Raw genomic sequence first — 19181 nt, forward strand, 5'->3', positions numbered from 1 at the left:
AGTCGTGAGGTTCGGGCCATCCCGCCCGCTCCCGTGGAAGGGCCGATGACGGAACGACCGATCTTCAGCAGCGATCGCGGTCTTGCCGGGCGCCTGGCGCTCAGCCGGCTGGCGACGCGGGTCTCGATGATGGTCGAACGGGGTTGGCCGCTCCTGCTGCCGCTTCTCGTCGTCGCCAGCCTGTTTCTCAGCATTTCCTGGCTAGGGCTTTTCCCGCGCCTGCCCGATGCGGCGCGCATCGGGTTGGTCGCCGCCTTCGGCGTTGCGACACTGGCCGCGCTCTATCCGCTACGCTTTTTCCGCATGCCGGGCGGCGCCGAGATCGACCGCCGCATCGAGGCGGCCAATCACTTGCTGCACCACCCCGTCCAGACCCAGACGGACCGGCCGAGCGGCCGCGAAAGCAGCTTCTCGCAGGCGCTGTGGCGCGAGCACCAGAAGCGCATGGCCGACAGGCTCGACAGCCTCGGCGCCGACGTGCCGCGCACGCGCGTGCCGGAACGCGATCCCTGGGGATTGCGCGCCGTGGCAGCGCTTCTGCTCGTCACCGCCTTCGCTTTTTCCTTCGGACCGACTGGTGGCCGGATAGCCGACGCGTTCAGCGCCCAGGACGCGCATGACGCCGTGCCGCCGCGCATCGATGCGTGGGTGACGCCGCCCGTTTATACCGGCAAGCCGCCGATCTTCCTTACGGCAGACGCCAACCAGGCGGCGCCGGCTTTCCACGTTCCCGAAGGCAGTGATGTTTCGCTGCGCGTCACCGGCGGCACGGGCGAGGAGACGCTTGCCTATGCCGATAAGAATGGCAATGCCCGCGCCATCGATCCCGCCGACCCGCAGGCGGCCGCGGCCAAGCCGGCGGCAAGCCCGGCAGCGCAGTCCAAAGTGCGCCAGTTCATCGGCAAGCTGACGAGCGATGGCACGCTGACGCTGAAGTCGGGCGAGGACGAACTCGGCCGTTGGGCCTTCGCGGTGATCCCGGACAAGCCGCCGCAGATCCGTTTCGTCGGGGAGCCGAAGCGCGCTGTCAACGGCGCTTTCGAGCTCAACTACCAGATCGACGACGATTATGGCGCCGCCAACGCCAAGGCCGTGTTCGCGCTCGCCGATCCGCAGGCGCCCGATGCGCGTCCGCTCTACGGTCCGCCTGACATGCCGCTGACGCTACCGCGCCGCGGCGGCAAGGCGAATGCCGCCAGGACCTCGAAGGACCTGACCGAACACGTCTGGGCCGGCGCCGAGATCAAGCTGACGCTGGTCGCCACCGACGATGCCCGGCATACGGCGAGCAGCGAAACCAAGACGTTGGTGATGCCGGAGCGGCCGTTCTCCAATTCGCTGGCGCGTGCCGTTATCGAGCAGCGCCGCCTGCTGGCGCTCGACGCGAACGCCAAGCCGCGCGTGCTCGACCTGATGGATGCGATCACGCTGCGGCCCGAGGACACGTTCGACAACATGTCCCACTACCTCGCAATCATGAGCGCGCGCAGCCGGTTGAAGATGGCCGACAGCGACGACCAGTTGCGCAACGAGGTCTCCTATCTCTGGGAAATCGCGCTCGGCATCGAGGAGGGCAATCTCTCGGCTGCCGAGAAGCGGCTGCGCCAGGCGCAGCAGGCTTTGCAGGATGCTATCAAGAACGGCGCCAGCGACGCGGAGATCGAAAAGGCGATGAAGGAATTGCGCGAGGCGATGAACCAGTTCCTGCGGGAATTCGCCGAGCGCGCCAAGCAGAATCCCAACGCCCCGCAGATGCAGCAGAACGGCCAGGAACTACGCCAGAGCGACATCGACCGCATGATGGACCAGATCGAGAACCTGGCGAAGTCCGGCGATCGCGACAAGGCGCAGCAATTGCTGTCGCAGCTGCAGGACATGATGAACAACCTCCAGGCCGGCCGCCAGCAGCAGGGTGGCCAGCAGGACAGCCAGATGCGCCAGCAGATGGACAAGCTCGGCGACATCCTGCGGCGCCAGCAGGAGATGATGAACGACACCTTCCGCATGGACCAGATGCAACGCGGCGAGCGCCAGCGCGGCCAGAACCGCGATGAACAGCTCGGCGAAGGCGGCGGCGAGGATCAGGACAGACCGGGCGCAGGCGAGAACCGCGATCCGCTCGCCGGGCAAAAGCCGATGACGCCGCAGGAATTCGCCGACGCGCTGAAGCAGTTGCAGGAAGGCCAGGGCCAGCTGAAGAACGACCTCGAACAGTTGAAGAAGGGGCTCGAGGGGATGGGCATGGAGCCCAATGAAGGATTTGGCGAGGCGGGCAAATCAATGGGCAATGCCGAGCAGGCCCTGGGCGATGGTGAAGGTGATCAGGCCGTTGGCCACCAGGGCCGCGCTCTGGAGGCGCTGCGCAAGGGTGCCAAGGACATGATGAAGCAGATGCAGGCCATGCAGGGCGACGAAGGCGGCAGCGAGGAAGGCGGTCGCCAGCAGAACGCCGATCGCGATCCGCTCGGCCGGCCGCGTGCCAGCCAGGGTCCCGATTTTGGCGATTCGGTGAAGGTGCCGGACGAGATCGACGTGCAGCGCGCGCGCCAGATCCTGGAAGCGATCCGCAAGCGGCTCGGCAATGCGCTCAGCCCCGATATCGAGCGCAGCTATCTGGAACGGCTGCTGGAACTGAAATAGGGATCGCCGCCGCGGCATCCGCTGGGAGCGGCTGCAACATCATGCCCAAACTCGGCACAGTGACGCCCATCCTGCGCATCTTCGACATTGCCAAGGCCCACGAGTTTTACGTCGGCTTCCTCGGCTTCCAGGTGCTGTGGGAGCACCGCTTTGACGACAACGCGCCGCTTTACATGGCGGTCGGCCGTGACGGCTGCATCCTGCATCTGAGCGAACACCATGGCGACGGCGCGCCCGGCATCGCCATGCGCATCAAGGTCGAGGACATCGCCGCCCTGCATCGCGAACTGATCGGCAGAGCATACCGTTTCGCCAGGCCGGGCCTGGAAGAGACGCCGTGGAAGACCCGCGAGGTGTCGGTTGCCGATCCGTTCGGCAACCGGCTGCATTTCTACGAGGATGCGGCCGGCTGAGTCTGCCTGTTGACGAACGCCTCGCGGATCGCCTCTTGCATGCCGTCGATCGCCTCGCCCGACGCATTCGGGTTGCGATGCATCACCACATTCGAGGAATCGATGTCGCCGAAACCGTCGGCGGACGTCAACTCGCGGCAGCCGTCCGGAATGTTGCTGCGCGAAATCGGTGCGATCGCCAGTCCCGAGGTGACGGCAAGCTTCAGGCCGCCGGTCGTGTCGCTGGTGTAGGCGACACGATAGCCGAGCCCGCGCTGCTCGAGCGATTTGATGGCGAAATCCTTGCACCAGCCGGCCCGGTTATAGAGCGCGATCGGCACCGGACGCTCCTCATGCATGTTATGCAGGATCGATGTCACCCACACCGTCGGATCGTTCATCAGCACTTCGCCGCCTGAAGGATCCTGCCATTCGAACACCACGCAAAGATCGAGTTCGCCGGCGGCAAGCGCCGCTATCTGCGCCCCCGAATGGGCATAGCGCACGGTGACCTCGACCTTGGTGTGACGCTTCGAGAACGCGCCGAGCGCGCGCGACAGGATGGCATGGCCGTATTCTTCCGGAATGCCGATCCGCACCGGCCCGCCGAGCGGCGCCGCCGCCATCGACGCGGCCGTCTCGTCGAGCAGTGAGACGATGCGGCGGGCATTGACAATCAGCTCGCCGCCGCGCCGCGTCAGCGCCACGCCGCGCGACCCGCGCTCGAACAGGCTGTCGCCGATGACGCTTTCGAGCTTCTTCATCTGCATCGAAACCGCCGATTGGGTGCGGCCGGCCTGCTCGGCCGCCTTGGTGAAATTGCCTGCTTCGACAATGGCCACGAAGGTGCGCAGGAGATCGCTGTCGAGAGTGGGTCGCATCCCGTCCGCCATAAGGAATTTTGATTGCTGGTATCATTCCAATTCGTTTGCAACATGTCAAACACGGGATGATAGTTGCTACACCCATTGGATATGTGGCTGAGGATTCGGCCACGGACCAATCAAGAGTCCTCACTCATGCCCGCTGCCCGAAACGGTGGCGGGTTCTTTTTAGCTTGCTGCAAGCTTGCTTGCGCCCTGGTACGGGAGCTTGGGATCCTCATGCGCAATCGGATGGTGCTCGGCATGCTGAGCCTGTGCCTGGGCGTGTTGGTCTTCTCGCTGCAAGACCCGCTCGTCAAGGCGGTGTCGGGCGGCTACTCCGTGACTGAGGTGATGGCCATCCGCGCGATCGTCGCCCTGCCGATCCTGATTGTCCTCGTCCATGCCGATGTCGGGCTGCGAGCGATCCTGTCGCGGCGGTTCGGCATGCTGACCATGCGCGCCTTCATTCAGTTCACCTCCTACACCATGTACTACCTCGCCATCGCCGCCTTGCCCCTGGCCGATGCCGTGGCGCTCTATTTCATGGCCCCGCTGTGCATCATGGTGCTGGCCGGGCCCTATCTTGGCGAACGGGTCTCCTGGCAGGCGCTGGCGACCGTGTTGATCGGGCTGCTTGGCGTCGTCGTGATGCTGCGCCCCGGTGTGGGACTGTTCGACTGGGCGGCGCTGCTGTCGCTGGGCTCCGCGGTGCTCTACGGCTTCTCGCAACTGATGGCGCGCAAGATCGGCGACACCGAATCCTCGACCGTGATGGCTTTCTACCAGAACGGTGCCTATCTCGCCGGTGCCGCACTGGTCGCAAGCCTGTTCTGGCTAGCCGGCATCAATCATGCCGCCCATCCCAGCCTGGAATTCTTGGTTCGCCCCTGGCTGTGGCCGACAATGCCGGATTTCCTCAAGATGGCCGCCTGCGGCTTCGTCGCCTCCGCCGGCATGATCCTGCTGTCGCAGGCCTACCGGATGGCGCCGGCCAATCGCGTCGCCACCTTCGAATACACAGGCATCCTGTGGTCGCCGCTGTGGGGTTTTCTGTTCTTCGCCGAAGTGCCGCGGTCGACGACCGTGATCGGCGCCGCCCTTATCATCGGCGCCGGCCTGCTTGCGCTCAACACCGGACGGCGCAAGCTCCCCGTACTCGTCGCTGCCGATCCCGCCTGATCAGGCGAAAATGCTCAGCGCCCGTTCGACGCGTGAACGGATTTCGGCCAGCGTGAACGGCTTCTGCACGACGTCGAGGATGATGCCGTTCAACTCCTCGGCGCGCTCGCGCTGATCGGCATAGCCGGTCATCAGCAGTATCTTCATCGACGGGAAAAATGCCGAGGCTGCAATCGCCATCTCGATGCCGTCCATCTCGGGCATGCGGATGTCGGAGACGACGAGATCATAGGCGCCCTTCGCGGCGCGTATCAGCGCCAGTCCTTGCGCGCCGTCGGCGGCGATGTCGATTGCGTGTCCGGCGCGTTCGAGCGCCCGGGCTGCGAGGGTGCGGACGGACTCATCGTCCTCAACGATCAGAAGCTTTGCCATGGCCGGCATGTTTGGCGAGCAAACGTTGACTTTTTCTGAAAGGCCCGGCGCTCCGGCATGGGTTATTTTCTTGAAGCCGTTAAGGCCTTTTTCAGTATTTGCCGCTGCCTCACGCATCGCCTTTGACGACGCCGACGAACGGCAGTTCGCGAAAGGCGTGCGCGACATCCATGCCGTAGCCGACGACGAAATAATCCGGACAGTCGAAGCCGACATAATCGGCATTGAGGGTGGTCTGGCGGCGCATGCGCTTGTCGAGCAGCACCGCGATGGCGCAGCTTCTGGCGCCGCGTGACAGCATCAGGTCGCGGGTGAAGCTCAGCGTCTTGCCCGACTCCAGAATGTCGTCGATCAGAAGCACGTCGCGGCCGGCGACCTCGTTGTCGATGTCGCGCAGCACCCTCACCTCGCCGCTTGTGGTGCCGGCGCCATAGCTGGAGATGAAGATGAACTCGACCTCCGGCGACAGGCCGACATCATGCATGGCGCGGATAAGGTCTGCGGCGAAGATGAACGAGCCCTTCAGCACCGAGATCACCAGAAGATCGTGATAGTCGTGCCCGGCGATCTCCTTGGCGAGTTCGAGATTGCGTCGGGCGATGGCCGACGCCGAAAACAGGACCTCGATGTCCTTGCCGCGCACAACTGGCATTCTTCGTCCCTTCAAGATTTTCAAAGGCCTTCGCGCACCGGAAGCGCTGACATCAGCCGTTTGCGGGCCGGCCTCACCTGTCGCACATGCTATTCCGCGAAGGTGACCGACACCGTCCTTACGCCGTTTCTAGGCACGTCAAGCCGGCTGGCAAAGCCGAATCTTTCATTTGGCGCCAATGAGCGGCTGGATGTCCCCAAAGTATAGCGCGTTGTGCGCCCATCATTGCCGGTGACGCGGATCTCGAGCGGCGGCAGCGTCGCCGGACTTGCACCGTCATTGGCGGCCTCGCCGTCGACGAACAGCACGGGGTTCGCCCCAGACGCGTCCACGCGTGACGTCACCCCTGAAATGCTCAACGCCGAGGCCGGTCCGCCCGCGAGGGGCGCCGCCTGGCGCACCAGTGCATGCCCGCCGGAGACCCAGAAGGCGGCAAAGGCGGCGCCGACACCGGCGATCCAGAAGATCGGACCGCCGCGCGGCGCCGGCGGCCGCACCGGCGGCGGCTCGGGCTTGCGCAGCATGTCCATGCCTTCGAGGGATGGCATGGACATCACGCGCCGCGGTGAAATGGCTTCGGCATGGGGCGCGGCCCGCGGCACCACCACATAGTCGGCATCGACGATATCCGCCGCGCCAGCGCGCAGGATACGCTCCGGCGCGGCATTTGCCGGCGGATCGGTCATGATTTCGCCGGAAACCGGGCGCGCGGTTCGATCCTCAGCCATCATGGCCCCAGCATTGCAGCACGTTCGCTTTTCGTTTCTTTTGCGTAAAGGCAAATGGTTAACGCTTCTCCACCGGAGCCCTTGTGACGAGCCGAAACAACCCGCTAATTAACCGCCGGTTAACCATGCCGGCCGATGGTCTTTTCCCAGAACAGGCCGGCTTGCCGCCGACGGATTCCGATTTCAGGTCAAATCGACCTGAAATCTGAATCCGCCTCCGAATTAGAGTGATAGAGCATGATGTCGCCCGAAAATCGCCTCACACTTTTCGGCATCACGCTCTAGGAATTTCAGGTCGCCGAAAGTGATTCGCTTCGAAAATGTCGGCCTCCGCTATGGCATGGGTCCGGAAATCCTCCGCGACATCTCCCTGCACATACCGGAGCGCTCGTTCCAGTTCCTGAGCGGGCCTTCGGGCGCCGGCAAGACGACGTTGCTGCGCCTTCTGTTCATGTCGCTGAAGCCGACGCGTGGGCTGATCACCATCTTCGGCAAGGACCGCTCGCGCATCTCGCGCGCCGAACTGCCGCATCTCAGGCGCCGCATCGGCGTGGTGTTCCAGGATTTCCGCCTGCTCGACCACATGACCACCTATGAGAATGTCGCGTTGCCCTTGCGCGTGCGCGGGCGCGAGGAAGCGAGCTACCGCACCGACGTCACCGAGCTGTTGAAATGGGTCGGGCTCGGCGAACGCATGCATGTGCTGCCGCCGGTCCTGTCGGGCGGCGAGAAGCAGCGGGCCGCGATCGCCCGCGCCCTGATCGAGCAGCCGGAGATCCTGCTGGCCGACGAGCCGACCGGCAATGTCGATCCGCCGCTGGCGCGACGCCTGCTCAGGCTCTTCATCGAACTCAACCGCCTGGGCACCGCCGTGGTGATCGCGACCCACGATCTCGGCCTGATGGAGCAGGTCGATGCGCGCCGCATGATCCTGGCCGGCGGGAGGCTTGATATCTATGACTGAGCTTTCCGCCGAACACCTCGACGCACAGGCCGACGAAGCGGCCGCGCCAAGGCCGCGCGTCCAGCGCAAGATGGCGCCCATCGTGCCGGCGCAGAACATCGCCGGCCGCGCCCTGGTGCTGGTCATCGCCATCATGACCTTCCTGTCCTGCCTGACCTTCGGCGCGGTTACCCTGGTGCGCGACACCGCCTCGGTCTGGGAAAACCAGATCTCGCGCGAGGCGACGATCCAGATCAAGCCGGTCGACGGCCTCGACATGGAGGCAGCCCTTGCCCAGGCCTCGCAGATCGCCGGCGAATTCCCCGGCGTGAAGGCGACCAGGATCATCGACCGCGACGCCACCGCCAGATTGCTGGAGCCGTGGCTGGGTTCGGGCCTCAACATCGACGAACTGCCGGTGCCGCGGCTGATCATCGTCACCATCGACGAGAGCAACCCGCCCGATTTCGCCGCCATGCGCGCCGCGATCACGCCGAAGCTGCCGAGCGCATCGCTTGACGATCACCGCACCTGGGTGGACCGGCTGGTGGCCATGGCCCGCACCACGGTGACCATCGGTATCGCGGTGCTGGCGCTGATGCTCTCGGCGACGGTGCTGACCGTGGTGTTCGCCACGCGCGGCGCCATGGCCGGCAACGGCCACATCATCGAGGTGCTGCATTTCGTCGGCGCCGAAGCGCGTTTCATCGCCCGCGAGTTCCGCCGCCATTTCCTGATCACCGGCATGAAGGGCGCGGCCGCCGGCGGAGCCGCCGCGGTCGCCGTCTTCATCGTCTTTTCCTGGTGGTCCTCGCGCAACATGGCGACCCCGCAGGCCGACCAGGCGACTGCGCTATTCGGCAACTTCGCCATCGGCTCGGCCGGCTATCTCGGTGTCGTGCTGATGGTGCTGATTATCGGCGGGCTGACGGCTGCAACCTCGCACGCCACCGTCGTCGCCTATCTCAGCGACATCGACGTCCGCCAGCCTGAAGCATGACAACGTCGAATGACCAGGATCGATCACGCATGAAGAACCGCCGTAACGCAAATTGCGATTTTTACCTACCAAAGGCCGCATTTCGGGATTAACCATGCCATGATGGAGGTGCGGGACTCGACCAGTACCGTTGGACCGATGCCGGCGTTGGCGGCGCTTCCGCATGGACGCGGCCGGGTTTCGGCCGTGCTGCGCGTTTCTTCTTTCGCCTTGCTTGCCCTGCTCGCCCTGTTTGCCGGCGGCTTCGGCTGGTTCGCCAACACTGTCAGTCATCTGACCACCCCTGCCAACCCTGCCAGGGCCGACGCAATCATCGTGTTGACGGGCGGCCAATCGCGCCTCGATGCGGCGATGGAGCTGCTGGCGTCCGGCAAGGGCGCGCGGCTTTTGATCAGCGGTGTGCATCCCTCCGCCAGCCGACGCCAGCTTCAGGCCGCGACTGGCGGCGACATCAGGCTGTTTTCCTGCTGCGTCGACATCGACCGCGCCGCGCTCGACACGATCGGCAATGCCGAGGAAAGCGCCAAATGGGTCGAGAGCCATGCCTATGGCACGGTGATCCTCGTCACCAACAATTACCACATGCCGCGCAGCCTGCTGGAAATGGGCCGGCTGCTGCACAAGGCCAAGCTCGAACCCTATCCGGTGGTCAACAGCAATCTCGACAATGGCGGCTGGCTGACCAAGCCGCGGGCGCTGCGCGTGCTGTTCACCGAATACAATAAATATCTGCTGGCATTGGCGCGCGGCATCGTTCCGGTGAAGCCGACGCCGGACGGCATCGCGTTGGCCGAGATCGCCGCCGGCAGCTGAACCTGCTCGTCATTTGGTGACGACGGATCCCGGCGCCTGCCGCAGGCGAGCGACTTCCTGTTCGAGCCGTTCGATCCGCCTGTCCCGTTCGGCCAGCGCCGCCGCCACATCGGCGGCCTCGAAACGCTGCGGAATGTGCTGCGGACAATTGGCATCCCAGGTGGCCACGGTGAACAGGATGACCTGTTCGGGCCGTGCCGCATAATCCCGCGGCATCAGCCTCGCCATCAGCTCGGCGTCGCCTTCCACCACACGCGCCGTGCCCCAGATCTTGACACGCCGGCGATGGGCATAGTCGATGAGGAACAGGAAGGCCTGCGGATTGTCGGCGAGATTGCCCTGGGTGATGAACTGTCTGTTGCCGGCGAAATCGGCGAAGCCGATCGTCTTTTCATCGAGCACCTTGAGGAAGCCGGCCGGCCCGCCGCGATGCTGGATATAGGGCTGGCCAACACCGTTGGCCGTCGACAGGAAGACGCTGGTCTGCATCTCGATGAAGGCCGCAAGGTCCGATGTAATCACCGACTGCCAGCCACCGCGCTCCTCGACCCGGGAATAGGCCTGGCGAGAGCCCTTGCGGGCCTGGATCGCCTTGACGGTCGGCGTGAAAGCGACGTCGCTGGTAAAAGCATGCGCGTCCATCGATGGCCTTTCTTGCCCGGAGAGGTTAAAGCCCGAGTTCAGACAGCGACGGATGGTCGTCCGGCCGTCGGCCGAGCGGCCAGTGATATTTACGGTCGGCAGCGCCGATCGGCAGGTCGTTGATGCTGGCGATGCGCAGCCGCATCAGCCCATATTCGTCGAATTCCCAGTTCTCATTGCCATAGCTGCGGAACCACGAGCCGCTGTCGTCATGCCACTCATAGGCGAAACGCACCGCGATACGGTTGCCATGGAAAGCCCAGACCTCCTTGATCAGCCGGTAGTCGAGTTCCCGGCTCCATTTGCGCGTCAGGAAAGCCTGGATGGCATCGCGGCCTTGCAGGAACTCGGCGCGATTGCGCCAGCGGCTGTCTACCGTATAGGCAAGCGCGACACGGGCTGGATCGCGCGAGTTCCAGGCATCCTCGGCCATGCGCGCCTTCTGCGCGGCGGTTTCCGCGGTGAATGGCGGCAGCGGCGGACGCTCTTGCGACATGACAATTCCTTTCTTGACCCGGGTCGTCTGCGTCACGGCCAATATGGAGGCTTCCATCAGACAGATGTAGATGCCATATTTGTAATCTATCCTTCCAATTTCCGGAAGAATCGATGGACCGGCTCGAAGCCATGTCGCTCTTTGTCGCCGCGGCGGAGGCCGGCAGCCTGTCTGCAGCCGCGCGCCGTTTTCGCATTCCGCTGGCGACGGTCAGCCGCAAGGTTTCCGACCTGGAACGACATCTCAAGACCCGCCTTCTGAACCGCTCGACACGCCGGCTGACGCTGACCGATGCGGGCCAGGCGTATCTTGCCGCCTGCCGCCGCATCCTGGGCGAGGTCGGCGAGGCCGAGCGCATGGCGGCCGGCGAATACAGCGCGCCGACGGGCGAACTGGCCATCACCGCGCCGGTCGTCTTCGGCCGCCTGCATGTGCTGCCGGTCGTGACCGGCTTCCTCGCCGCCTATCCCGACGTAGACATCCGCCTGACGCTGGCCGACCGCATAACCCAGTTGGTCGAGGACCATTTCGACCTCGCCATCCGCATCGGCCGGCTTCCCGACTCCAGTTTTGTCGCCATGCGGATCGGTACGATCCGCCGTGTCGTTTGCGCGAGCCCCGGCTATATGGCCGAACGCGGCGCCCCGACGGCGCTTGCGGACCTCGAGTCCCACAGCTGCATTACCTTCGAAGGGCCGGGCGCGCTCTCGACATGGAGCTTCACCGTCGGGAAGGCCGAGATGCCGATTCGGGTCCGCTCGCGGCTTCAGGTCAACACCGCCGAAGCTGCGATCGATGCCGCGCTCGCCGGCGTCGGGCTGACGAGGGTGCTGTCCTACCAGGTCGACGCGGCGGTGCGGTCAGGCGCGCTGCGCGTGCTGCTGCAGGAGTTCGAACCGGAACCCTGGCCGGTAAGCCTGGTGCACGCAGGCCACGGCTTGCTGCCGGTCAAGCTGCGCGCATTTCTTGACTTCGCCGCCCCGCGCCTGAAAGAAAGGCTGGCGCGGCTGATGTAGCGCGGCTGGGCCGTGGGCGAAGCCGAAATGTCTTTCGGCGCCGTTCGGGGGCATCTTCGGCCATTTCCTTTTTGCGCCCGCTTGGTGTAACCAACGCACACCTCCTTACCGGGCCTCCCCCAATGCTCCAAGTCCGATCGCTGGCGTTCAACTTCGTCTTCTACGTCAATCTGATCGTCCAGATGATCCTCTGGACTCCCTATTATTTCCTGTCGCCGCGCCATCGCGCCTGGTTCGTGCCGAAGTTCTGGTCGCGCACCTCGATGTGGCTCTACGACAAGATCGCCGGGACCAAGAGCGACATCACCGGGGTGGAAAATCTGCCCGAAGGTTCCTTCATCCTGGCGCCCAAGCACCAGTCCTTCTGGGACGCGATCGCCTTCTTCCCCTATCTCCAGGATCCACTCTACATCCTGAAGCGCGAGCTGACCTGGATTCCGTTCTTCGGCTGGTACATCCTGAAAATGCGCATGATCCCGGTCGACCGCGGCAGCCGCTCCAAGGCGCTGAAGGCGGTGGTTGCGGCGACCAAGGAAGAAATCGCGCGCAACCCGCGGCAGCTCATCATCTATCCCGAAGGCACCCGCCGCGCGCCCGGCGACGAACCCGCCTACAAATACGGCATCGTCGAAATCTATGCGCAGCTCGGCATTCCCGTGGTGCCGGTCGCCCATGTTGCCGGCCTCTATTGGCCGCGCCGCAAGTTCCTGCGCTATCCCGGCACCATCAAGGCGCGCTTCCTGCCGCCGATCCCGCCGGGCCTGGACAAGGAGGAATTCATGCGGCGGCTGATCGGCGAAACCGAAACCGCCTGCGACCAGTTCCTCATCGACGCGTCCCGTGCACCCAATCCGCCCGCCTTGCCGCCGACGGCGGTGAAGCGGCTGCGGGAACTCGGCGCCAAAGCCTGAAGGGCGGCCTTCGGCGCGACCGATGGCGGCCCGCGCAACGTTCAAGCGAACACAGCCAGTGCGGTCGTCAGCACCAGCGTCGCGGCAAAGACCAGATTGATGATGCGCGAAGCCACCGGCCTGCGAAGAAAGCGTGCGAAAGCAGCGCCCGCAAGCAGCCACACGGCATGGATGGCGACGATCATGAATGCGAGAGCGGTCAGCTTCGGCCCGGTGCCGATGGCGCCGGCGCCCGAATCCGCGGACGCGCCGGCGAACACCGCGGCGATGGCCACATAAGCCTTCGGGTTGGCCACCGCCAGCAGGAACCCGCCGGTGAATGTCGGTCGCGCGGCCTCGCCGGCATCCGCCGCCAGGGGCGGCGCGCTGGCAATCTTGAACGCGAGATAGAGGATATAGGCAGCCGACGCCGCGACAAGCAGCGGCGCGAGCCGCGGCATCGTGGCAAGCATGGCGCTCACCCCGCTTGCCACGACCAGAAGCACGGTGATCGTGCCCAGGATGACCCCCAAGGCGTAGCTCAGGGAACGGCGCAGGCCGAACGCCGCGCCGACGGCGGTGACGCTTATCGTCGCCGGTCCCGGGCTGCCCATGACGGCCGTAGCGGCAAGCATCAGCGCAACGAGCTGACGCCACATATCCGGCTGCGAAAAAAGCGGGCCTGCCATCCGCGCCTCCTGTCTTGCCAAGCGTCAATGACGGTATGGCAAGGTCGGGGCGACCGTCTTGGACGATCGTGCGCGCTGCTGACGGCTCAGCCGCTCGCCTTGTCGAGCTCGGCCATGTCGTCGGCGCTCAGCTCCAGCGACACCGCCTTGATCAGGCTGTCCATCTGTTCAGGCTTGGTGGCGCTGGCGATAGGCGCGGTGACGCCCGGCCGGGCAATGACCCAGGCAAGCGCCACTTCCGCCTGTTTGGCCGAATGCCTGGCGGACACCGCGTCGAGTGCCGCGAGGATGCGCATACCGCGCGCATTGAGGTAATCCTTCACCCCGCCGCCGCGCGGGCTTTGACCGAGATCGGCCTCGCTGCGGTATTTGCCACTCAAGAAACCCTTGGCCAGGCTGAAATAGGTGATCACGCCGATGTCCTCCGCCATGCAGAGATCGCGCAGCGGGCCATCGAACGACGAGCGGTCGTAGAGATTGTATTCCGGCTGCAGCACTTCATAGCGCGGCAGGCTGCGCAGGCTTGCCACGTCGAGCGCGGCGCGCAACTGGCCGGCGTCGAGATTCGAGCAGCCGGCATACCGGATCTTGCCCTTGGCGAGGAGCTTTTCATAGGCGCCGAGGGTTTCCTCATAGGGCGTGGTTGGATCCGGCCAGTGCGACAGATAAAGATCGATGAACTCGGTCTGAAGCCGCTTCAGCGAAGCATCGACGGCCTTTTCGATGTAAGCGGCGGACAGGTCCTTGTGGCCCTGTCCCATGTCCGAGCCGACTTTGGTGACCACCACGACCTTATCGCGGTTGCCGCGGTCCTTCATCCATTTGCCGATGATGGTTTCCGATTCGCCGCCCTCGTGGCCGGGCACCCAGCGCGAATAGGAGTCCGCTGTGTCGACCGCGTTCAGGCCGGCGCCGACGAAGCGGTCGAGCAGGTCGAACGACGTCTTCTCGTCGGCGGTCCAGCCGAAGACATTGCCGCCCAGAACCAGCGGCGCGATGGAAAGGTCGGTGCGACCGAGACGGCGTTTCTGCAAGGCTGATCTCCGTGTTGGTGGGATTGGGCGGCTATCGCCCGTTGAGAGTCGGAGCCTAACCTAGGTCTCGCCGCATCGAGGTCAAAGACCTCGCCGGATTTTTCCGCAAGCCAGCGCTTCACAAAGGCGCGATCCGCCTGGCCACGTCTTCCAACCAGTGATCGCGGATGCCGAGCGCCCGGAGATGGTCCAGCGTGCTCGACACATAATCCTCATTATTGCCGGACTGGCCGACAGCGCCGCGCACCACATCAGCGGCGTGGGCCGCATCGAGCGCACCGGCATACTGCTCATGATTGCGGTCGACGATATAGGCCACGGCCTCGACCGTGCCGCCGCCGTCAAGGCGGACATTGAGCATGCGCTCGAGATAGACATTGGTGACCAGCTCGCGCTCACGCAGATAGGCGATGACCTCGTCCCGCAACTCGCCCGGCACCCGGAAAGCCAGCCCGACGCAGGAACCCCCGCGGTCAAGGCCGAGCACCAGCCCCGGACGTTCCCGCGTGCCGCGATGCACGAAGGAATAGACGCACAGCGCGCGACGATAGCCATGCAGGCGCGCCCGCCTTGTCTCGACATGCGCGAACCCCGGCCGCCATATCAACGAACCATAGCCAAACACCCAAAAATCGCCCATATCGCCGTGCCTGATTGCGTAAGAATGGCAACACCACACCGGAATCGGTGTTTTTTCCGTCCATCTCTGTCTACCTATTGTCGTTGCCAGAATCGACAGCCCGCCCACAGCCCCCATGCGTGAACGAGAACCGCAGCATGACGTCCACTGACGAACGCCAGCCGAAGCATCGCCGCCGCCTGTTCTGGCTTGCAGCGTTTGTCATCGCGCTGTTCGCCATCTACAGCGGCGGCTGGTTCTATCTCGCCGACAGGGTCCGGAGCGAAGCCGACAAGGCGATCGCCACGCTCAACAAGAGTGGCATCGAGGCCGGCTGCGCCAATCTCCAGGTCAGCGGTTATCCCCTGAGCTTCGCCGTCTCCTGCGACAATCTTGCCTATGAGGACGACGCCAAGAACGTTGCCGCCTCTGCCGGCTCCTTCAACGCCGTCGCCCAGATCATCCAGCCGCTGTCGCCGGTCGCGGACCTGCGCGGTCCGCTCAGGACCTCGGTTCCGGGCATGGTGCCGCTGTGGATCGACTGGGATGATCTTAAGGCCAACGTCAAGCTCTCATGGCCGCTGCCGCGACGCATTTCGCTCACGGCCGAGGGCCTGTCCGGCCAGACCGATCCGGCCGACGACACCGATCCGGTGCAACTGTTCAGCGCCGGCAAGGCGGCGGGCCAGCTGCAGCCGAACGGCAGGGATATCGACTATATCGGCAGCTTCGGCGATCTGGAGATCGACCCCGATGCGATCGGGGGCCGCGTCCTGCCGCCGCTCGACGCCAGTGGCGAGGCGACGCTGAAGAACGGCCTGGCCCTGATCGGCACGCAACTGAAAAGCCTGCGCGGCCAGGCCGTCGAGATCCGCAGGCTCGATTTGTCGTCGGGCACGGCGCATGTCGCCGTTTCCGGGCCGCTGTCGGTCGACGCCGAGGGCCTGGTCGATGCCGATTTGATGATCAGGCTGAAGGACCCGAAAGCCGTGGCCGCCATTCTCGGCACCGCCATACCCGAACAGAAAAACCAGATCGAACAAGGCTTTGCCGCCCTGGCGCTGCTCGGCAACGAACCGTCGATGCCGCTCAAGGTGGTCAAGGGCAAGGCCTCGCTCGGCTTTATCCCGCTGGGCAAGATCAAGCCGGTCGACTAAGCATCCCCAATGGACAGACCGGCAAAGCTCCTGAGCGTCGGCGCGCTGACGCTCGACACCATCCTTCGCGTCGAAACGCTTCCCATCCATCAGGGCAAGTTCATGGCCGCCGATGGCGTCCAGATCGCTTCCGGCATGGCCACGAGTGCCGCCTGCGCCGCACGCCGGCTGGGCGCCGAAGTGTGGCTTTGGGCGAGCGCCGGCGATGATCAGGTCGGCGACCAGTTGATATCAGGCATCGAGGCGGAGGGCGTCGATTGCAGCCTCATCCGTCGCGTTGCCGGAGCGCGCTCGGCGCTGGCCGCGATCCTCGTCGACGGCCATGGCGAGCGCATCATCGTGCCTTTCTACGATCAGCGCGCTCAGGCCGATCCCGACGGCTTGCCGGTCGCCGATCTCACGGCTTTCGATGCCGTGCTGGTCGATGTGCGCTGGCCGGGTGCGGCGGCGCTGGCGCTCAGCGCTGCGCGCGCTGCCGGCCGCCCCGGGATCCTCGATGCCGACACCGCGCCATTGGCAGTGCTGGAGCGGCTGTTGCCGCTCGCCTCGCACATCGTCGCCTCCGAACCGGCGGCGCGCATCGTCTGCGGCCAGGCGCTGGACCCGCAGGCCGCATGCGCCGACCTTGCGTCGCGCACCGACGCTTTCGTCGCGGTAACCGCCGGCGGGGCTGGAACCTGGTGGCATGACAGGCAGGCCGGTTGCGTACGCCACGTCGCTGCGCCAAAGGTCAAGGTGGTGGATACGCTGGCAGCCGGCGACGTCTTTCATGGCGCATTCGCAGCCGGATTGGCGCAAGCCATGCCGATCGAGCAGGCGCTACGCTTTGCCAGCGCGGCCGCAGCGCTCAAATGCCAGCGCTTCGGCGGCAGGCTGGGCGCGCCCGATCGTGCCGAGACACTGGCGATGATGGCGGCGACCTGGCCTGAAGGAGCCTAGTTCTTCGCCGGATGCTCGACCGCCTGGCGACCGAAATCCGGCACGTCAATGTCCTGGCCGGCCTCGATGATCGAGCGTCGCACGGCCCGGGTGCGGGTGAACAGGTCGAACAGCTTGTCGCCGTCGCCCCAGCGGATCGCCCGCTGCAGAAAAGCCAGATCCTCCGAGAACCGCGCCAGCATTTCCAGGATCGCGTCCTTGTTGTGCAGGCACACGTCCCGCCACATGGTCGGATCTGAGGCGGCGAGACGCGTGAAGTCGCGGAAACCGGAAGCGGAATATTTGATGACTTCCGTCTTGGTCACCGATTCCAGGTCATCGGCGGTGCCGACGATGTTGTAGGCGATGATGTGCGGCAAATGCGAGACGATGGCCAGTGTCATGTCGTGATGCTGCGGATCCATCGTGTCGATGTTGGCGCCACAACGGCGCCAGAATTCGGAAAGCCTTTCCAGCGCGTCCGGATCCGTGTCCGGCAGCGGAGTGAAAATGCACCAGCGGTTGTCGAACAGATCGGCGAAACCGGCATCGGGCCCAGATTTCTCCGTGCCGGCCAGCGGATGGCCGGGAATGAAATGCACCCCACCGGGTATATGCGGCTGCATCTGTGCGATCACGGAAGCCTTGGTCGAGCCGACATCGGTGACGATGGCGCCCCTCTTCAGCGCCGGCGCGATCTCTTGCGCCACCGCGCCGGACGAGCCGACCGGCACCGAGACGATAACCAGGTCGGCATCGCGGACCGCTTCCTTGGCATCTATGGCGTAGGAGGAGCCCAGCCCAAGCTCTTGCGCGCGCGCCAGCGTTGCGGCGCTGCGCGTCGAGATGGCGACATGGCCGGCCAGGCCCTCGCGGCGGATGACGCGGGCCAGCGACGAGCCGATCAGGCCGATGCCGACCAGCGCGATCTTTTCGAACATCGGTGATGCCATGGCGTTCTAGCTTTTCAGGAATGTCGTGAGTGCCGCGACAACGCCGCGATTGGCCTCTTCGGTGCCGACCGTCATACGCAGTGCGTTGGGAAAGCCATAGCCCGAAACACGCCGCAATATGTAGCCGCGCTGGGTGAGATAATCGTCCGCCGCCGCGGCCGAATGCTTGCCGTCGTCGGGAAAATGAATGAGGAGGAAATTGCCGACGCTCGGCGTCACCCGCAACCCGAGCCCGGTCATCTGTTCGCTCAGCCAGGCCAGCCAGGTCTCGTTATGCGCGACGCTGCGCTCGATATGGGCGCGGTCGCGGACGGCGGCGATGCCGGCCTCGATCGCCGTCGCATTGACGTTGAAGGGACCGCGTATGCGGTTGATCGCGTCGACGATGTGCATCGGCCCATACATCCATCCGATCCGCGCCCCGCCAAGTCCGATCTTGGAGAAGGTGCGGGTCATGACCACGTTCTGAGAGCTGCCCGCGAGCTCGATGCCGGCCTCATAGTCGTTGCGCCTGACATATTCGGCATAGGCGGCATCGAGCACCAGAAGCACGTTCTTCGGCAGGCCGGCATGCAGGCGGCGCACCTCCTGGAACGGCACGTAAGTGCCGGTTGGATTGTTGGGATTGGCGAGGAACACGATCTTCGTACGTGGCGTGACGGCCGCCAGGATCGCATCGATGTCGGCGCGCTCCTCGGTCTCCTTGACCGCGACAGGCGTCGCCCCCGCCGACTGGATGTAGATCTTGTAGACCATGAAGGCGTGTTCGGTGAATATGGCCTCGTCGCCGGGGGCGAGATAAGTCTGCGCCAGCAGGCCGAGGATCTCGTCGGAGCCGTTGGAACAGATGATGTTCTGTGCGTTCAGACCATGCACCTCGGCGATTGCTTCGCGCAGGCGCCGGGCGGTGCCGTCGGGATAGACGTCGAGCTTGGCGGCGACCTCGCGCGCGGCCTCGATTGCCTTCGGCGAGGGGCCGAGCGGGTTCTCGTTCGACGACAGCTTGTGGACCTTGTCCACCCCGGCGGGGGCCGAGCTCTTGCCCGGCACATAGGCCTGGATGTCCATGATGCCCGCGCGCGGGGTTGGACGTGCCTTGTCCGAGGTCTGGCTCATATCGCAAAATCCGTCGAGAACGCCTCCATCCTGGAAGCCGCTGCGGAAATACAAGCCATGGCCGGC

General features: G+C 64.9%; 21 protein-coding genes. 10 read left to right on the forward strand and 11 right to left on the reverse strand.

Annotated features, from left to right (window positions below; genetic code table 11):
- The first annotated feature begins 45 nt into the window (after window positions 1-45).
- Together FJ940_RS25390 and FJ940_RS25395 are read left to right on the forward strand one after the other, a co-directional pair.
- Window positions 46-2640, forward strand: a complete 2595-nt coding sequence (locus FJ940_RS25390) for a TIGR02302 family protein (protein WP_140525430.1) — start codon at window positions 46-48, stop codon at window positions 2638-2640.
- 41 nt (window positions 2641-2681) lie between these two features.
- Window positions 2682-3053: a glyoxalase superfamily protein gene (locus tag FJ940_RS25395; protein WP_140525429.1), complete on the forward strand. Its 372-nt coding sequence runs from the start codon at window positions 2682-2684 to the stop codon at window positions 3051-3053.
- On the opposite strand, the gene FJ940_RS25400 is transcribed toward FJ940_RS25395, so the two are convergent.
- A complete protein-coding gene (locus tag FJ940_RS25400; protein ID WP_140558119.1) occupies window positions 3032-3913 on the reverse strand; it encodes a LysR family transcriptional regulator in 882 nt (293 codons plus the stop codon). The two genes, FJ940_RS25395 and FJ940_RS25400, sit on opposite strands and share 22 nt — an antisense overlap.
- A 222-nt stretch (window positions 3914-4135) precedes the next feature.
- On the opposite strand from FJ940_RS25400, the gene FJ940_RS25405 reads away from it, so the two are divergent.
- The gene (locus FJ940_RS25405; protein WP_181171815.1) at window positions 4136-5077 is read left to right on the forward strand and encodes a DMT family transporter; all 942 of its coding nucleotides are present in this window, start codon (window positions 4136-4138) and stop codon (window positions 5075-5077) included.
- Here the strand turns inward: FJ940_RS25405 and FJ940_RS25410 are convergent, their stop codons facing one another.
- From FJ940_RS25410 to FJ940_RS25420, 3 genes are all read right to left on the reverse strand, one after another.
- Window positions 5078-5449: a response regulator gene (locus tag FJ940_RS25410; protein WP_181165388.1), complete on the reverse strand. Its 372-nt coding sequence runs from the start codon at window positions 5447-5449 to the stop codon at window positions 5078-5080.
- Between the two features lie 109 nt (window positions 5450-5558).
- Entirely contained in the window at window positions 5559-6101 is a 543-nt protein-coding gene (gene hpt / locus FJ940_RS25415; protein ID WP_023677924.1) for a hypoxanthine phosphoribosyltransferase, read from the reverse strand.
- Between the two features lie 89 nt (window positions 6102-6190).
- Window positions 6191-6832, reverse strand: coding sequence for a hypothetical protein (locus FJ940_RS25420; RefSeq protein WP_140658259.1), 642 nt, complete (start codon window positions 6830-6832; stop codon window positions 6191-6193).
- A 301-nt stretch (window positions 6833-7133) separates the two neighbouring features.
- On the opposite strand from FJ940_RS25420, the gene ftsE reads away from it, so the two are divergent.
- From ftsE to FJ940_RS25435, 3 genes are all read left to right on the forward strand, one after another.
- Complete coding sequence (gene ftsE, locus FJ940_RS25425; RefSeq protein ID WP_027023302.1) at window positions 7134-7793, forward strand: cell division ATP-binding protein FtsE; 660 nt, start codon at window positions 7134-7136, stop codon at window positions 7791-7793.
- Window positions 7786-8772, forward strand: coding sequence for an ABC transporter permease (locus tag FJ940_RS25430; protein WP_140658261.1), 987 nt, complete (start codon window positions 7786-7788; stop codon window positions 8770-8772). The genes ftsE and FJ940_RS25430 overlap by 8 nt, the downstream gene beginning before the upstream one ends.
- 99 nt (window positions 8773-8871) lie before the next feature.
- The gene (locus FJ940_RS25435; protein ID WP_140658263.1) at window positions 8872-9585 is read left to right on the forward strand and encodes a YdcF family protein; all 714 of its coding nucleotides are present in this window, start codon (window positions 8872-8874) and stop codon (window positions 9583-9585) included.
- Window positions 9586-9594: 9 nt separating this feature from the next.
- On the opposite strand, the gene FJ940_RS25440 is transcribed toward FJ940_RS25435, so the two are convergent.
- Both FJ940_RS25440 and FJ940_RS25445 read right to left on the reverse strand, forming a co-directional pair.
- On the reverse strand, window positions 9595-10227 hold the full coding sequence (locus FJ940_RS25440; RefSeq protein WP_140658265.1) for a pyridoxamine 5'-phosphate oxidase family protein: 633 nt from the start codon (window positions 10225-10227) through the stop codon (window positions 9595-9597).
- Window positions 10228-10252: 25 nt separating this feature from the next.
- Window positions 10253-10723, reverse strand: a complete 471-nt coding sequence (locus tag FJ940_RS25445) for a DUF1348 family protein (RefSeq protein ID WP_140565877.1) — start codon at window positions 10721-10723, stop codon at window positions 10253-10255.
- A 113-nt stretch (window positions 10724-10836) separates the two neighbouring features.
- Between FJ940_RS25445 and FJ940_RS25450 the strand changes: the two genes are divergently transcribed.
- Both FJ940_RS25450 and FJ940_RS25455 read left to right on the forward strand, forming a co-directional pair.
- Window positions 10837-11739 (forward strand): LysR family transcriptional regulator, encoded by a 903-nt coding sequence (locus FJ940_RS25450; protein WP_140658267.1) that lies wholly within the window; start codon window positions 10837-10839, stop codon window positions 11737-11739.
- Between the two features lie 122 nt (window positions 11740-11861).
- Entirely contained in the window at window positions 11862-12650 is a 789-nt protein-coding gene (locus tag FJ940_RS25455) for a 1-acyl-sn-glycerol-3-phosphate acyltransferase (protein ID WP_140633304.1), read from the forward strand.
- A 41-nt stretch (window positions 12651-12691) separates the two neighbouring features.
- On the opposite strand, the gene FJ940_RS25460 is transcribed toward FJ940_RS25455, so the two are convergent.
- The 3 genes from FJ940_RS25460 to FJ940_RS25470 form a co-directional block, all read right to left on the reverse strand.
- Window positions 12692-13318, reverse strand: a complete 627-nt coding sequence (locus FJ940_RS25460; RefSeq protein ID WP_140513889.1) for a LysE family translocator — start codon at window positions 13316-13318, stop codon at window positions 12692-12694.
- A gap of 86 nt (window positions 13319-13404) precedes the next feature.
- Window positions 13405-14352: an aldo/keto reductase gene (locus FJ940_RS25465; protein ID WP_140658269.1), complete on the reverse strand. Its 948-nt coding sequence runs from the start codon at window positions 14350-14352 to the stop codon at window positions 13405-13407.
- Window positions 14353-14470: 118 nt separating this feature from the next.
- Window positions 14471-14992, reverse strand: a complete 522-nt coding sequence (locus FJ940_RS25470; protein WP_140500781.1) for a gamma-glutamylcyclotransferase — start codon at window positions 14990-14992, stop codon at window positions 14471-14473.
- Between the two features lie 137 nt (window positions 14993-15129).
- Between FJ940_RS25470 and FJ940_RS25475 the strand changes: the two genes are divergently transcribed.
- Window positions 15130-16128 (forward strand): DUF2125 domain-containing protein, encoded by a 999-nt coding sequence (locus FJ940_RS25475; RefSeq protein ID WP_140658271.1) that lies wholly within the window; start codon window positions 15130-15132, stop codon window positions 16126-16128.
- A gap of 9 nt (window positions 16129-16137) precedes the next feature.
- A complete protein-coding gene (locus FJ940_RS25480) occupies window positions 16138-17067 on the forward strand; it encodes a sugar kinase (RefSeq protein ID WP_140658273.1) in 930 nt (309 codons plus the stop codon).
- Here the strand turns inward: FJ940_RS25480 and FJ940_RS25485 are convergent.
- Window positions 17064-17999 carry a prephenate/arogenate dehydrogenase family protein gene (locus FJ940_RS25485; RefSeq protein ID WP_181167284.1) on the reverse strand — a complete coding sequence of 312 codons (936 nt, stop codon included), beginning with the start codon at window positions 17997-17999 and terminating at the stop codon, window positions 17064-17066. The genes FJ940_RS25480 and FJ940_RS25485 overlap by 4 nt on opposite strands.
- 6 nt (window positions 18000-18005) lie before the next feature.
- Window positions 18006-19115 carry a histidinol-phosphate transaminase gene (hisC, locus tag FJ940_RS25490; RefSeq protein ID WP_140558101.1) on the reverse strand — a complete coding sequence of 370 codons (1110 nt, stop codon included), beginning with the start codon at window positions 19113-19115 and terminating at the stop codon, window positions 18006-18008.
- Window positions 19116-19181 lie beyond the last annotated feature (66 nt).

Origin of the sequence: Mesorhizobium sp. B2-3-7, assembly GCF_006442695.1 — a bacterium.
Lineage (GTDB): Bacteria > Pseudomonadota > Alphaproteobacteria > Rhizobiales > Rhizobiaceae > Mesorhizobium.